The sequence below is a fragment of the Enterobacter cloacae complex sp. FDA-CDC-AR_0132 genome, assembly GCF_003010695.1.
In the GTDB taxonomy this organism is placed as follows: domain Bacteria; phylum Pseudomonadota; class Gammaproteobacteria; order Enterobacterales; family Enterobacteriaceae; genus Enterobacter; species Enterobacter ludwigii.
This window is the reverse complement of record NZ_CP027618.1, coordinates 2513507-2528115: the sequence shown is the minus strand read 5'-3', so window position 1 is coordinate 2528115 and position 14609 is coordinate 2513507. Positions and strand designations below refer to the sequence as shown.

Here is a 14609-nt window from a genome sequence, read left to right as displayed (position 1 = left end):
TATCGTTTAACTGAACGTTTCAAATACAGGAAGTCTACCAGAGATGCGTAAACAGGTAGAAATTTTCACCGATGGATCTTGCCTTGGCAACCCAGGGCCTGGCGGTTATGGCGCGATTATGCGCTATCGTGAGCATGAAAAAACTTTTAGCGAAGGCTATTTTCTGACCACCAACAACCGCATGGAGTTGATGGCCGCCATTGTGGCGCTGGAAGCGCTAAAAGAACACTGCGATGTGGTGTTGAGCACTGACAGTCAGTATGTACGCCAGGGGATCACCCAGTGGATCCACAACTGGAAAAAACGCGGCTGGAAGACGGCAGACAAAAAGCCGGTCAAAAACGTCGATCTCTGGAAACGTCTTGATGCTGCGCTGGGCCAGCACGAGATTAAATGGGAATGGGTTAAAGGTCACGCAGGCCACCCCGAAAACGAACGTTGTGACGAACTGGCACGGGCAGCGGCATCCAACCCCGCTCATGAAGACACAGGCTATCAGCCCGAATCCTGATCAGGGTTTTCTGTACTGCCGCGTGGCGCCCACGGTCTGGCGAATGGGCGATTTCGATTTACTCTGCTTCATCGGATTAAGCGTAAGGGGGATGGTCCGCTTACGCGCGACAATAAACTGCATGCAGCCTAATGCCGGCAGATGGGTGCTCAGAACAACGCCCCCCTGCCGCGCCCAGGGAAGTACCTGAAAACCGCCCGAGCAGAGCACCTCAAAATTCAGCAGTGAAAGCCAGTCAAGCTGGCGCATCATCGTGAACATCCTGCTGTTATACGGCGGTGTCCGGCGAAGCACCGGAACCAGCTTGCGCAGCCCCATCAGACTCAGCGGATTGAACCCGCTGAGTATCAGCCAGCCATCATCAATCAGGACGCGATCGGCCTCGCGCAGCAGGCGATGAGGATCGCTGCACCAGGGCAACGTGTGTGCCAGCAGGCAGGCATCAACGGACTTTTCCGCAAACGGCAGATGCAAAGGATCCGCTTTCACCTGAACCGGTGATGCGCCAAGAGAGACATTAACCTGATGTGAGATAGCGCAGCTTTCGGTATTGATTTCCGCGCTGAGATTGCCAATCTTAAGCAAGTGAAAACCATACATTTTCGCGAGCCAGGGTTTAAGCTGCTGTTCCAGGTTCTCGCGATAGTATTCACCCCAGGGCAATTCGGCCCAACGTTCAGGTGCCGGGACAATCTGAGGTATCCTTGCCGGTTTCATCAACACACCCACCACGCTATAAGAGGTAATTTATGAATCTTATCAGTATTCCCGCCTTTCAGGACAATTACATCTGGGTTTTAGTCGATGACGAGCGTCGGTGCGTCATTGTCGATCCTGGAGAATCGGCTCCTGTATCAGACGCGATAAAAGAGAACGGCTGGCAACCAGAGGCCATCCTTCTGACCCATCATCATAACGATCACACCGGCGGCGTTGCTGACCTTCGTGCCCAATTCCCGCATCTGGTGGTTTACGGATCGGCAGAGACACAAGATAAGGGAACAACGCAGGTAGTCGAAGAAGGTGAAAATATCCTCATACGCGAGTGGGAGTTTTCTGTATTTGCTACACCAGGTCACACTTTGGGACATCTTTGTTTCTACAACAAACCTTATCTTTTTTGCGGCGACACGCTGTTCTCCGGAGGCTGTGGAAGGCTTTTTGAGGGCACCCCAGCCCAGATGTACCAGTCATTACAGAAGATTAGCGCATTACCTGACGATACCCTTATTTGTTGCGCACATGAGTATACATTAGGAAATATGAAGTTTGCGGCGAGCATCTTGCCAGAGGATCGGGCGATTCAAGATTATTATCACAAAGTGAAGGAGTTACGTGCAAAAAACCAAAAAACACTCCCCGTAACTCTGAAAAATGAGCGTAAAACTAATTTATTTTTACGAACAGATGATATTGATTTAATTGATAAAATTAACAAAGAAACAAATTTGTCACAACCAGAACAACGATTTGCATGGTTAAGGTCAAAGAAAGATAACTTCAGATAATTGCGGGTTGCCTTTTCAAAATTTCGCCGTTATCATCGCTCGTCTTTTAAGCAACTATTGACACACACATGAAGGCAAAAGCGATATTACTCGCCTCTGTCCTGCTTGTAGGTTGCCAGTCGCAGAACGGCAGCAACGTACAACAGCACGCACAGAGCCTTTCTGCAGCTGGTCAAGGGGAAGCAGGGAAGTTTACAAGTTCAGCGCGATGGATGGACGATGGGACGTCTTTCGCACAGGATGAAGACTTGTGGACCTCTATTGGCGACGAGCTAAAGATGGGAATTCCGGAAAACAACCGGATTCGCGAACAGAAGCAAAAGTATTTAAGAAATAAGAGCTATCTCCACGATGTAACTTTACGGGCAGAGCCGTATATGTACTGGATAGCCGGGCAAGTTAAAAAACGTAACATGCCGATGGAGCTGGTACTCCTACCCATAGTGGAGAGCGCTTTTGACCCACACGCGACGTCTGGCGCCAATGCCGCAGGCATTTGGCAGATCATTCCGAGCACCGGGCGAAACTATGGTTTGAAACAGACCCGCAACTATGATGCGCGTCGTGATGTTGTCGCTTCAACGACAGCCGCTCTCGACATGATGGAACGTCTTAATAAGATGTTCGACGGCGACTGGCTGTTAACGGTCGCAGCGTATAACAGTGGCGAAGGTCGTGTACTGAAGGCAATGAAAGCGAATAAAGCACGGGGTAAATCCACCGATTTTTGGTCGCTCTCACTGCCACAGGAAACGAAGATTTACGTACCGAAAATGCTGGCATTGAGCGATATTCTCAAGAACAGCAAGCGTTACGGTGTACAACTGCCAACACCAGACGAAAGTCGTGCACTGGCGCGTGTTCGCCTCAGCAATCCGGTTGATATTCAACAGGTTGCTGATATGACGGGTATGTCGGTAAGTAAACTGAAAACCTTTAATGCTGGCGTTAAAGGCTCAACGCTGGGGGCCAGTGGTCCGCAGTATGTAATGGTTCCGCAGAAACATGCTGAGCAGTTACGTGAGTCTTTAGCATCGGGTGAAATTGCCGCTGTTCAGTCAACGCTGATCGCGGATGCATCATCCGTGAACAGCCGCAGCTATAAGGTTCGGTCAGGTGATACACTTTCGGGCATTGCCTCACGTCTTGGCGTGACGGCAAACGATCTGCAGCAGTGGAATAATCTGCGCAGCTCAGGCCTGAAAGTGGGTCAGACTCTGACGGTGGGTGCAGGTAACAGTGCACAGCGTCTCGCCAGCAACAGCGATAGCATTACCTATCGTGTGCGTAAAGGTGATTCACTGTCCAGTATCGCAAAACGACACGGCGTAAATATCAAGGATGTGATGCGCTGGAACAATGATACTGACAATCTGAAACCAGGCGACCAGCTGACGTTGTTTGTGAAAAATAGCGCCACGCCAGACTCCTGATGACACGACCTAACGATAAAAAGGCACCGATTCCCCTCGGTGCCTTTTTTCTTTACGCTGCTTTTTGCGCTTCAGCCATGATGGTATCGCTGGTAAATGATCCATCATCCTGCAATTCAAAGTACGCCTTCACTTCCGCCGACGCGCTATCCTGATACAATCGAATGGCCTGGCTTAACGCTTCCGGCGTGCGCATACGGGCAATCCACGAGCTGAACTCCAGCGGCAAGCGGTCCGTTATCAATGCACGTGTGATCAGCCCCGCTTCAGTAATCAGCGCTAACCACTCCCCGCTGGAGTAGTTTTGCACATGCGAGGTGTCGCGCAGCGCTTCAACCGTCTGCAGCCAGATATTACGCACCGGATGTCCCGGCGACATCACATCCATAATGATAAAGACCCCGCCCGGCTTCAGAACGCGTTTAACTTCACGTAATGCCTGGCCGACGTCATGCCAGTGATGCGCAGAATAACGGCTGATAACAACTTCAAATGAGGCATCTTCAAAGGGTAAGGATTCGGCATAGCCCTGACGCGTCGTGATGTTGTTCAGCCCTTTGACTTGTGCAGCCTCTGCAACCACCTCCAGCATCTGCCTGGATAAATCATAGGCCGTGACCTGCGCCACCTGCTGTGCTGCCGTGAAGCTGGCATGCCCGGCACCACAGCCTAAGTCCAGGACGTGCGCGTGCGGCACTGCCGCCAGGCGTTCACCAAGACGGACCAGATCACGGCCAGACGCGTGCACGGCACTGCTCAGATAAGCATTTGCCTGGGAGCCAAACTGTTTTTCTACGTTGTCATGATGGGAGTGTGTTGTTGTCATCGTACTGTCCTTTTGTTGTTTAAAATAAAGGGCAGCACCCGAATGGCCTGCCCCACGGCAGACCTGACATACCATTATTTATCAGGTTTGCCGGGACTGAATTCAACGAGTAGAGGATTGTGATCGGAGGCACGCGTCACCAGAACAGAGGCGTCGTGAACGTTCAGACCACGATAGAAGACAAAATCGAGAGGACGACCAAACGCTTTCTTGCGCTGGTCATCGCTAAAACGAACTTCACGCAGCGACATTTCGCGTGCAAAGCGATACAGCGCATTCATGCGCGGACGGCTCCAGGCATTAAAATCCCCGGCCATAATGATGGGCCCGCTGTGATGGGCGATCTGGTCACCGATCGGAAGTAACTGCTTACTATACACATCCACGCCCAGGCTGAAGTTGACCGCGTGGATATTCACAACCATCAGCATGCGCGTGTCCGGCAGCGGGTAGACCGTTACCAGCGCTGATTTCGCCAGACGCAGAATCGGCTCGCGCTCGCGCAGCGGGCAGCAATAGACCGGATGAGCCGAAGAGAGGGTCATCACGCCAGAAGGATGTTGCGGCAAGACAAACGCGGGAACCTGGTCAGCAGCAAGGTAGTGAGTCGTAGCAAACCTTACCAGCTCGGGGGTGGTTTGCGCCTCCTGCAACAGCACCAGATGGGCGTCTTTCCCAAAATTCTTGAGTACCGATAACCACTCAGCGCGCTGTTGTTTAAAGATGTTCCACACCAGCACCCGGATTTTTTCATCGCTGCTTAAGGGTGTCCCGGCAGGTAATGCCTGACTTATGCTCGCAAACGACCCCGGAGGCAAGATCCTCTCCGCGGGCATTCCGGCAACATAACGCATGGCATAGGTATTTTTTCGCACTTTTGGAAACGGCCTCTGTAACATGAACCAGCCCGGAAAACGGACTGGTTCTAATGTTATAGGGACTTTAGGTTACACTTTCAACGCAATTTCAGATAAACCGCTTTCCAGTTTTGTAAGCAAGCACTTACTGATGTTATCCCAGTACTACACGAGCGGGTTTATCAAGGCGCCCACTCAGGCTAATCAGCAGGAAAGCGACCAGAACAATCACCGCACCAATCCATGGCGTTTGGGTTAATCCGAAATGTTCAACGGTTTGCCCACCAATGATGGAACCCAGCGCAATCCCAATATTGAACGCGGCAATATTCAGGCCCGATGCGACATCTACCGCGTTGGGTGTATAAAGTTCGGCTTTTTGTACCACGTAAACCTGCAGGCCTGGCACGTTACCAAAGGCGAAGACCCCCATCACCAGTACCGTTATCAGCGCGGCGTATTGCATCGATGCCGTGAACTGGAAAATCATCAGCAGAACAACCAGTGCTGCGAAGATAAACTTCAGGGCCGGCACTGCACCATGTTTGTCCGCAAGCTTCCCTCCCCAGATATTACCGATGGCGACGGAGATACCATAACCCAGCAAAATCCAGCTCACGGCACTCGGTGAGAAGCCTGCCAGGTCCTGCATCATCGGAGCCAGGAAGGTGAAAGCCGTGAATACCCCCCCATAGCCGAGCGCTGTGACGGCGTAGATGATCAGCAAACGCGGATGCGTGAGTACCTTGAGCTGATCGCTCAGGCTGGCACTCGCACGTCCTGCAATTGTCGACGGTACCAATAGCAAGCTGGCAACCAGGGCAATCACCCCCAGTAAAGAGACGGCAAGGAAGGTTTCGCGCCAGCCAAAGTGCTGTCCGATAAACGTTCCTAACGGTACACCGGTGACAAGAGCGACAGTCAGACCACCGAACATAATCGCGATGGCGGATGCTGCTTTCTCTTTTGGTACCAGGCCGGTTGCAATAGTTGAACCAATGGAGAAGAACACACCGTGAGCGAGACCGGTCAGCAGCCGGGCAATCACCAGCGTGGTGTAGTCCGGCGCCTGCCAGGCCAGAATATTGCCAGCGGTGAATAACACCATCAGCGCAACCAACAGCGGCTTACGCGGGAAACGTCCCGTCAACGCGGTCAGGACGGGGGCGCCGATGGCAACCCCGAGCGCATAGATAGAAACCAACAGGCCGGCAGAAGGCAGCGAGATTGAAAGCTGGTTAGCTATCGTAGGCACCAGTCCTACGATAACAAATTCGGTCGTGCCAATTGCAAAGGCACTGATCGTCAGGGCAAGTAGCGCCAGTGGCATAAATAACTCCATATCATCAGGATTAAGATGACAGGCAGTATGCGCCAGTGCTTAAATAACAAAAATGGTCAAAATATCAATAGAATTTTGCAGGTGGTGCAACAATGAAAGCAACGTCGGAAGAGCTGACAATTTTTGTCGCCGTCGTCGAAAGCGGCAGTTTTAGCCGTGCGGCCGAGCAGCTGGGGCAGGCTAATTCAGCCATCAGCCGCTCGGTGAAAAAACTGGAGATGAAGCTCGGCGTCAGTCTTCTCAACCGAACGACGCGTCAGCTGAGCCTGACGGAGGAAGGCGAGCGTTATTTCCGCCGTGTGCAGTCCGTCCTTCAGGAGATGGCGGCGGCAGAAACAGAGATTATGGAAACCCGTAGTACGCCGCGCGGATTGCTGCGCATTGATGCGGCAACACCGGTTGTTCTTCATTTTCTGATGCCGCTGATCAAGCCTTTCCGCGAACGCTATCCGGAGATGACGCTCTCGTTAGTTTCCTCAGAGACGTTTATCAATCTCATCGAGCGGAAAGTGGATGTGGCGATCCGTGCCGGCACCCTGACCGACTCGAGCTTGCGGGCCCGCCCTCTTTTTGCCAGCTACCGCAAGATAGTCGCGTCACCGCAATACATCGCAGAGCATGGCAAACCAGAGACGGTTGAAGAACTGAAGCAGCACCTGTGCCTGGGCTTCACGGAGCCCGTATCGCTGAACACCTGGCCTGTGGCCTGTCATGATGGTCAACTGCATGAAATCACCAGTGGGTTATCGTCCAACAGTGGAGAAACGCTGAAGCAGCTTTGCCTCGAAGGAAATGGGATCGCCTGTTTGTCGGACTATATGATTGATAAAGAAATTGCACGCGGTGAGCTTGTAGAGCTGATGGCAGATAAACGTCTGCCTGTGGAGATGCCTTTTAGTGCAGTTTATTACAGTGACAGAGCGGTAAGTACGCGCATACGCGCCTTTATCGATTTCCTGAGCGAACATATAAAAACAGCTCCCGGGGGAGCTGTGTGAGGGTTTCAGGCTACAGAGGAAAGGGTCAATATTAATCCCAGTCAGGTGCCAGACCTTCAGGGCTGACCAGACGATCGTTGCATTCCAGGGCAGCGATCGCTTTTTTGTCTTCGTCGTCCAGCTGGAGATCCCTCGCTAACAGGTTGCTGGCCAGGTTTTCACGTCGGGTTGAAGAGGGGATCACGGCGTAACCTTCACCCATCGCCCATGCCAGAATCACCTGTGCAGCCGTTGCGCTATGTTTTTCTGCGATACGATTAATCACGTCATCTTTCAGTGCCTTACCGTAGGCCAGGGTCATATATGAGGTAATGTGGATGCCGTGCTGTTTTGCCCAGTCCACGACTTTGCGGTTTTGCAGGTAGGGAGAGAGTTCAATCTGATTGGTTGCAATGTTTTCTGCCCCCACGGCGGCTATGGCTTTTTCCATCAGCGGTATGGTGAAATTAGAAATACCTATTTCACGCGTTAAGCCCTGCTCTTTCGCTTCAAGCAATGCCTGCATGAACTCCTCGACTGACACAGCATCGTTCGGTGATGGCCAGTGGATCAACGTCAGATCCACATAGTCGGTACGCAGTTTTTCCAGGCTCTCTTTCAGGCTGGGGATCAATTTGTCTTTGCTGAGGTTTTCAGTCCAGATTTTGGTGGTGATGAAAAGCTCGCTGCGCGCTACGCCGCTCTCTTCGATAGCCTGACCAACGGCAGCTTCGTTATCATAAATCTGCGCCGTATCAATTGCGCGATAGCCAAGTTCAAGTGCAGTTTTAACAGATGCGATAACAACGTCGTCTTTCAGGCGGAAAGTGCCCAGACCCAGTGCAGGGATAGTCATGTAATCCTCGTTATTCATAATGATTGTTAACTGAGGAGGATTATCGCTGCTGCCGTTATGCAGAAAAAGAGCGTTTAACGCAGAGGATTTTTGCTGATTTGGCAATAATGATACGACAGATATGAAAAAAGCCCTGAGCGTTAACTCAGGGCTTTTAATAAGTGGCGGAACGGACGGGACTCGAACCCGCGACCCCCTGCGTGACAGGCAGGTATTCTAACCGACTGAACTACCGCTCCACCGAAGACTGCTGTAACCACCGGATTTATGCACCGGCTTACTACGTAATTTGATGCCTGGCAGTTCCCTACTCTCACATGGGGAGACCCCACACTACCATCGGCGCTACGGCGTTTCACTTCTGAGTTCGGCATGGGGTCAGGTGGGACCACCGCGCTAAAGCCGCCAGGCAAATTCTGTAATCTGTATCAGCTGAAAATCGTCTCTCACCGCCAAAACATCTTCGGCGTTGTAAGGTTAAGCCTCACGGTTCATTAGTATCGGTTAGCTCAACGCATCGCTGCGCTTACACACCCGACCTATCAACGTCGTAGTCTTCAACGTTCCTTCAGGAGACTTAAAGTCTCAGGGAGAACTCATCTCGGGGCAAGTTTCGTGCTTAGATGCTTTCAGCACTTATCTCTTCCGCATTTAGCTACCGGGCAGTGCCATTGGCATGACAACCCGAACACCAGTGATGCGTCCACTCCGGTCCTCTCGTACTAGGAGCAGCCCCCCTCAATTCTCCAGCGCCCACGGCAGATAGGGACCGAACTGTCTCACGACGTTCTAAACCCAGCTCGCGTACCACTTTAAATGGCGAACAGCCATACCCTTGGGACCTACTTCAGCCCCAGGATGTGATGAGCCGACATCGAGGTGCCAAACACCGCCGTCGATATGAACTCTTGGGCGGTATCAGCCTGTTATCCCCGGAGTACCTTTTATCCGTTGAGCGATGGCCCTTCCATTCAGAACCACCGGATCACTATGACCTGCTTTCGCACCTGCTCGAGCCGTCACTCTCGCAGTCAAGCTAGCTTATGCCATTGCACTAACCTCCTGATGTCCGACCAGGATTAGCTAACCTTCGTGCTCCTCCGTTACTCTTTGGGAGGAGACCGCCCCAGTCAAACTACCCACCAGACACTGTCCGCAACCCGGATCACGGGTCTACGTTAGAACACCAGCCATTAAAGGGTGGTATTTCAAGGTTGGCTCCACGCAGACTGGCGTCCACGCTTCAAAGCCTCCCACCTATCCTACACATCAAGGACCAGTGTTCAGTGTCAAGCTATAGTAAAGGTTCACGGGGTCTTTCCGTCTTGCCGCGGGTACACTGCATCTTCACAGCGAGTTCAATTTCACTGAGTCTCGGGTGGAGACAGCCTGGCCATCATTACGCCATTCGTGCAGGTCGGAACTTACCCGACAAGGAATTTCGCTACCTTAGGACCGTTATAGTTACGGCCGCCGTTTACCGGGGCTTCGATCAAGAGCTTCGCGTTACCGCTAACCCCATCAATTAACCTTCCGGCACCGGGCAGGCGTCACACCGTATACGTCCACTTTCGTGTTTGCACAGTGCTGTGTTTTTAATAAACAGTTGCAGCCAGCTGGTATCTTCGACTGATTTCAGCTCCATCCGCAGGGACTTCACCTACATATCAGCGTGCCTTCTCCCGAAGTTACGGCACCATTTTGCCTAGTTCCTTCACCCGAGTTCTCTCAAGCGCCTTGGTATTCTCTACCTGACCACCTGTGTCGGTTTGGGGTACGATTTGATGTTACCTGATGCTTAGAGGCTTTTCCTGGAAGCAGGGCATTTGTTACTTCAGCACCGTAGTGCCTCGTCATCACACCTCAGCGTTAACAAGGAACCGGATTTACCTGGAACCTCCGCCTACATGCTTAAACCGGGACAACCGTCGCCCGGCTAACATAGCCTTCTCCGTCCCCCCTTCGCAGTAACACCAAGTACAGGAATATTAACCTGTTTCCCATCGACTACGCCTTTCGGCCTCGCCTTAGGGGTCGACTCACCCTGCCCCGATTAACGTTGGACAGGAACCCTTGGTCTTCCGGCGAGCGGGCTTTTCACCCGCTTTATCGTTACTTATGTCAGCATTCGCACTTCTGATACCTCCAGCACCCCTCACAGGACACCTTCAACGGCTTACAGAACGCTCCCCTACCCAACAACGCATAAGCGTCGCTGCCGCAGCTTCGGTGCATGGTTTAGCCCCGTTACATCTTCCGCGCAGGCCGACTCGACCAGTGAGCTATTACGCTTTCTTTAAATGATGGCTGCTTCTAAGCCAACATCCTGGCTGTCTGTGCCTTCCCACATCGTTTCCCACTTAACCATGACTTTGGGACCTTAGCTGGCGGTCTGGGTTGTTTCCCTCTTCACGACGGACGTTAGCACCCGCCGTGTGTCTCCCGTGATAACATTCTTCGGTATTCGTAGTTTGCATCGGGTTGGTAAGCCGGGATGGCCCCCTAGCCGAAACAGTGCTCTACCCCCGAAGATGAGTTCACGAGGCGCTACCTAAATAGCTTTCGGGGAGAACCAGCTATCTCCCGGTTTGATTGGCCTTTCACCCCCAGCCACAAGTCATCCGCTAATTTTTCAACATTAGTCGGTTCGGTCCTCCAGTTAGTGTTACCCAACCTTCAACCTGCCCATGGCTAGATCACCGGGTTTCGGGTCTATACCCTGCAACTTAACGCCCAGTTAAGACTCGGTTTCCCTTCGGCTCCCCTATACGGTTAACCTTGCTACAGAATATAAGTCGCTGACCCATTATACAAAAGGTACGCAGTCACCCCATAAAAGAGGCTCCCACTGCTTGTACGTACACGGTTTCAGGTTCTTTTTCACTCCCCTCGCCGGGGTTCTTTTCGCCTTTCCCTCACGGTACTGGTTCACTATCGGTCAGTCAGGAGTATTTAGCCTTGGAGGATGGTCCCCCCATATTCAGACAGGATACCACGTGTCCCGCCCTACTCTTCGAGTTCACAGCCTGTGTGCTTTCGTGTACGGGACTTTCACCCTGTACCGTGCGACTTTCCAGACGCTTCCACTAACACACAAGCTGATTCAGACTCTGGGCTGCTCCCCGTTCGCTCGCCGCTACTGGGGGAATCTCGGTTGATTTCTTTTCCTCGGGGTACTTAGATGTTTCAGTTCCCCCGGTTCGCCTCGTTAACCTATGTATTCAGTTAACGATAGTGTGTCGGAACACACTGGGTTTCCCCATTCGGACATCGCCGGGTCAAAGGTTCATATCACCTCGCCGGCGCTTTTCGCAGATTAGCACGTCCTTCATCGCCTCTGACTGCCAGGGCATCCACCGTGTACGCTTAGTCGCTTAACCTCACAACCCGAAGATGTTTCTTTCGATTCATCACCGGCTTGCGAAAATTTGAGAGACTCGAACACACATAACATGTGTGTCGTTTCAATTTTCAGCTTGATCCAGATTTTTAAAGAGCAAAACTTCGCAGTGCACCTTTTCAGGTTCACTCTGAAGTTTTCTTGTTTTCGCAGTAAAAGATGGTGGAGCTATGCGGGATCGAACCGCAGACCTCCTGCGTGCAAAGCAGGCGCTCTCCCAGCTGAGCTATAGCCCCATCGTATGACCAACCTCTTCAAATCTGCATGACAGATTTGGTAGGCCTGAGTGGACTTGAACCACCGACCTCACCCTTATCAGGGGTGCGCTCTAACCACCTGAGCTACAAGCCTGTAGAGGTTTTTTACTGCTGTTTTTCATCAGACAATCTGTGTGAGCACTACAAAGGCAGGTTCTTTAAGGTAAGGAGGTGATCCAACCGCAGGTTCCCCTACGGTTACCTTGTTACGACTTCACCCCAGTCATGAATCACAAAGTGGTAAGCGCCCTCCCGAAGGTTAAGCTACCTACTTCTTTTGCAACCCACTCCCATGGTGTGACGGGCGGTGTGTACAAGGCCCGGGAACGTATTCACCGTAGCATTCTGATCTACGATTACTAGCGATTCCGACTTCATGGAGTCGAGTTGCAGACTCCAATCCGGACTACGACGCACTTTATGAGGTCCGCTTGCTCTCGCGAGTTTGCTTCTCTTTGTATGCGCCATTGTAGCACGTGTGTAGCCCTACTCGTAAGGGCCATGATGACTTGACGTCATCCCCACCTTCCTCCAGTTTATCACTGGCAGTCTCCTTTGAGTTCCCGGCCGGACCGCTGGCAACAAAGGATAAGGGTTGCGCTCGTTGCGGGACTTAACCCAACATTTCACAACACGAGCTGACGACAGCCATGCAGCACCTGTCTCAGAGTTCCCGAAGGCACCAAAGCATCTCTGCTAAGTTCTCTGGATGTCAAGAGTAGGTAAGGTTCTTCGCGTTGCATCGAATTAAACCACATGCTCCACCGCTTGTGCGGGCCCCCGTCAATTCATTTGAGTTTTAACCTTGCGGCCGTACTCCCCAGGCGGTCGACTTAACGCGTTAGCTCCGGAAGCCACGCCTCAAGGGCACAACCTCCAAGTCGACATCGTTTACGGCGTGGACTACCAGGGTATCTAATCCTGTTTGCTCCCCACGCTTTCGCACCTGAGCGTCAGTCTTTGTCCAGGGGGCCGCCTTCGCCACCGGTATTCCTCCAGATCTCTACGCATTTCACCGCTACACCTGGAATTCTACCCCCCTCTACAAGACTCTAGCCTGCCAGTTTCGAATGCAGTTCCCAGGTTGAGCCCGGGGATTTCACATCCGACTTGACAGACCGCCTGCGTGCGCTTTACGCCCAGTAATTCCGATTAACGCTTGCACCCTCCGTATTACCGCGGCTGCTGGCACGGAGTTAGCCGGTGCTTCTTCTGCGGGTAACGTCAATTGCTGCGGTTATTAACCACAACACCTTCCTCCCCGCTGAAAGTACTTTACAACCCGAAGGCCTTCTTCATACACGCGGCATGGCTGCATCAGGCTTGCGCCCATTGTGCAATATTCCCCACTGCTGCCTCCCGTAGGAGTCTGGACCGTGTCTCAGTTCCAGTGTGGCTGGTCATCCTCTCAGACCAGCTAGGGATCGTCGCCTAGGTGAGCCGTTACCCCACCTACTAGCTAATCCCATCTGGGCACATCTGATGGCAAGAGGCCCGAAGGTCCCCCTCTTTGGTCTTGCGACGTTATGCGGTATTAGCTACCGTTTCCAGTAGTTATCCCCCTCCATCAGGCAGTTTCCCAGACATTACTCACCCGTCCGCCACTCGTCACCCGAGAGCAAGCTCTCTGTGCTACCGTTCGACTTGCATGTGTTAGGCCTGCCGCCAGCGTTCAATCTGAGCCATGATCAAACTCTTCAATTTAAGTTTGATGCTCGTGAATTAAACTTCGTAATGAATTACGTATGTTCACTCAGAGACTTTGGTATTCATTTTTTGTCCGAAGACATTAAGAATCCATGTCACTTTGAGTGCCCACACAGATTGTCTGATAAATTGTTAAAGAGCAGTTGCGACGCGGCTTACAGCTCACCGTCGCGAGGTGGCGTATATTACGCTTTCCTCTTTCAGAGTCAACCCTGAAGTTCAGGATTTTTTCTCTTCAACCGACCGGGTTAACTGTGAAGTGATTCACATCTGCCGTGTCGATGGAGGCGCATTATAGGGTGCCACCGAGGAATGACAAGCGGAAATATGCATTTTTATTTCGACCGCTCACCTTTTCACCAAAAAGGCTATTTTTGGTGCTTTTTAATCTCTTTTGGCAGCTCTGCCAGGCTATTAATCACCCAATCCGCGGCACTCTCTGCTTCAGGGGTCACAGGTTTGCCGGTGCGCACAAGTATTTTAGTCCCCACACCTGCGGCGATTGCTGCCTGCATATCTTCCAGTTTATCGCCCACCATATAAGAAGCAGCCATATCGATATGCAGGAATTCCTGCGCAGAGATAAACATTCCCGGATGCGGCTTGCGGCAATCACACGTCTGGCGAAACTCTTCTACAGTTCCCTGCGGGTGGTGCGGGCAATAGTAAATGCCATCAAGTTCGACACCGCGGTCAGCCAGCGACCAGTCCATCCATTCCGTCAGCGTCTCGAATTGCGCCTCGGTGAATTTTCCACGTGCGATACCGGACTGGTTGGTCACGACCACCAGCGCATAGCCCATCTCTTTCAGCTGGCGCATGGCATCGATAACGCCCTCGATAAACTCGAACTCATCAATCTCGTGGACATAACCGTGATCCACATTGATAGTGCCATCACGATCGAGAAAAATTGCGGGTACTGATTTTGCCAC

General features: G+C 52.1%; 10 protein-coding genes, 3 tRNA genes and 3 rRNA genes. 4 read left to right on the top strand and 12 right to left on the bottom strand.

All coding sequences use genetic code 11. From position 1 onward, the window contains the following. Positions 1 to 43: 43 nt before the first annotated feature. Entirely contained in the window at positions 44 to 511 is a 468-nt protein-coding gene (rnhA, locus tag AM379_RS12215) for a ribonuclease HI (protein WP_014168741.1), read from the top strand. On the opposite strand, the gene AM379_RS12210 is transcribed toward rnhA, so the two are convergent. Next, on the bottom strand, positions 512 to 1228 hold the full coding sequence (locus AM379_RS12210) for a class I SAM-dependent methyltransferase (RefSeq protein ID WP_020882800.1): 717 nt from the start codon (positions 1226 to 1228) through the stop codon (positions 512 to 514). It abuts the gene before it with no gap. Between the two features lie 32 nt (positions 1229 to 1260). Between AM379_RS12210 and gloB the strand changes: the two genes are divergently transcribed. Then, positions 1261 to 2019: a hydroxyacylglutathione hydrolase gene (gloB, locus tag AM379_RS12205; RefSeq protein WP_032677463.1), complete on the top strand. Its 759-nt coding sequence runs from the start codon at positions 1261 to 1263 to the stop codon at positions 2017 to 2019. A 68-nt stretch (positions 2020 to 2087) separates the two neighbouring features. Then, complete coding sequence (gene mltD / locus AM379_RS12200) at positions 2088 to 3452, top strand: murein transglycosylase D (RefSeq protein WP_014168738.1); 1365 nt, start codon at positions 2088 to 2090, stop codon at positions 3450 to 3452. 52 nt (positions 3453 to 3504) lie between these two features. Here the strand turns inward: mltD and AM379_RS12195 are convergent, their stop codons facing one another. The 3 genes from AM379_RS12195 to AM379_RS12185 form a co-directional block, all read right to left on the bottom strand. Next, complete coding sequence (locus AM379_RS12195) at positions 3505 to 4278, bottom strand: class I SAM-dependent methyltransferase (RefSeq protein ID WP_020882802.1); 774 nt, start codon at positions 4276 to 4278, stop codon at positions 3505 to 3507. A 74-nt stretch (positions 4279 to 4352) separates the two neighbouring features. Next, entirely contained in the window at positions 4353 to 5153 is an 801-nt protein-coding gene (locus AM379_RS12190; protein WP_025205128.1) for an endonuclease/exonuclease/phosphatase family protein, read from the bottom strand. 136 nt (positions 5154 to 5289) lie between these two features. Next, positions 5290 to 6465, bottom strand: coding sequence for an MFS transporter (locus AM379_RS12185; protein ID WP_032677462.1), 1176 nt, complete (start codon positions 6463 to 6465; stop codon positions 5290 to 5292). A 104-nt stretch (positions 6466 to 6569) separates the two neighbouring features. Here AM379_RS12185 and yafC point away from each other — a divergent pair, with 104 nt between their 5' ends. Continuing rightward, a complete protein-coding gene (gene yafC, locus AM379_RS12180) occupies positions 6570 to 7475 on the top strand; it encodes a DNA-binding transcriptional regulator YafC (protein ID WP_014168734.1) in 906 nt (301 codons plus the stop codon). Positions 7476 to 7506: 31 nt separating this feature from the next. Here the strand turns inward: yafC and dkgB are convergent, their stop codons facing one another. The 8 genes from dkgB to gmhB all read right to left on the bottom strand — a co-directional run bounded on the left by dkgB (position 7507) and on the right by gmhB (position 14609). After that, positions 7507 to 8310 (bottom strand): 2,5-didehydrogluconate reductase DkgB, encoded by an 804-nt coding sequence (gene dkgB, locus AM379_RS12175; protein WP_032679648.1) that lies wholly within the window; start codon positions 8308 to 8310, stop codon positions 7507 to 7509. Between the two features lie 162 nt (positions 8311 to 8472). Then, a tRNA-Asp gene (locus AM379_RS12170) sits at positions 8473 to 8549 on the bottom strand. Positions 8550 to 8604: 55 nt separating this feature from the next. Beyond that, positions 8605 to 8720: ribosomal RNA gene (rrf, locus tag AM379_RS12165) — 5S ribosomal RNA — on the bottom strand. Between the two features lie 63 nt (positions 8721 to 8783). Then, positions 8784 to 11690 (bottom strand): 23S ribosomal RNA (locus tag AM379_RS12160). 180 nt (positions 11691 to 11870) lie between these two features. Then, a tRNA-Ala gene (locus AM379_RS12155) sits at positions 11871 to 11946 on the bottom strand. 38 nt (positions 11947 to 11984) lie between these two features. Next, positions 11985 to 12061, bottom strand: a tRNA-Ile gene (locus AM379_RS12150). A 70-nt stretch (positions 12062 to 12131) separates the two neighbouring features. Continuing rightward, positions 12132 to 13671 (bottom strand): 16S ribosomal RNA (locus AM379_RS12145). The 16S, 23S and 5S rRNA genes sit together here with 3 tRNA genes alongside, the layout of an rRNA operon. Before the next feature lie 371 nt (positions 13672 to 14042). Beyond that, positions 14043 to 14609: a D-glycero-beta-D-manno-heptose 1,7-bisphosphate 7-phosphatase gene (gene gmhB, locus AM379_RS12140; protein WP_032679647.1), complete on the bottom strand. Its 567-nt coding sequence runs from the start codon at positions 14607 to 14609 to the stop codon at positions 14043 to 14045.

Bases quoted from the DNA above. Each gene is read 5' to 3' on its own strand.
- rnhA (WP_014168741.1), top strand. From the start codon at position 44: ATGCGTAAACAGGTAGAAATTTTCACCGATGGATCTTGCCTTGGCAAC.
- AM379_RS12210 (WP_020882800.1), bottom strand. From the start codon at position 1,228: ATGAAACCGGCAAGGATACCTCAGATTGTCCCGGCACCTGAACGTTGG.
- gloB (WP_032677463.1), top strand. From the start codon at position 1,261: ATGAATCTTATCAGTATTCCCGCCTTTCAGGACAATTACATCTGGGTT.
- mltD (WP_014168738.1), top strand. From the start codon at position 2,088: ATGAAGGCAAAAGCGATATTACTCGCCTCTGTCCTGCTTGTAGGTTGC.
- AM379_RS12195 (WP_020882802.1), bottom strand. From the start codon at position 4,278: ATGACAACAACACACTCCCATCATGACAACGTAGAAAAACAGTTTGGC.
- AM379_RS12185 (WP_032677462.1), bottom strand. From the start codon at position 6,465: ATGCCACTGGCGCTACTTGCCCTGACGATCAGTGCCTTTGCAATTGGC.
- yafC (WP_014168734.1), top strand. From the start codon at position 6,570: ATGAAAGCAACGTCGGAAGAGCTGACAATTTTTGTCGCCGTCGTCGAA.
- dkgB (WP_032679648.1), bottom strand. From the start codon at position 8,310: ATGACTATCCCTGCACTGGGTCTGGGCACTTTCCGCCTGAAAGACGAC.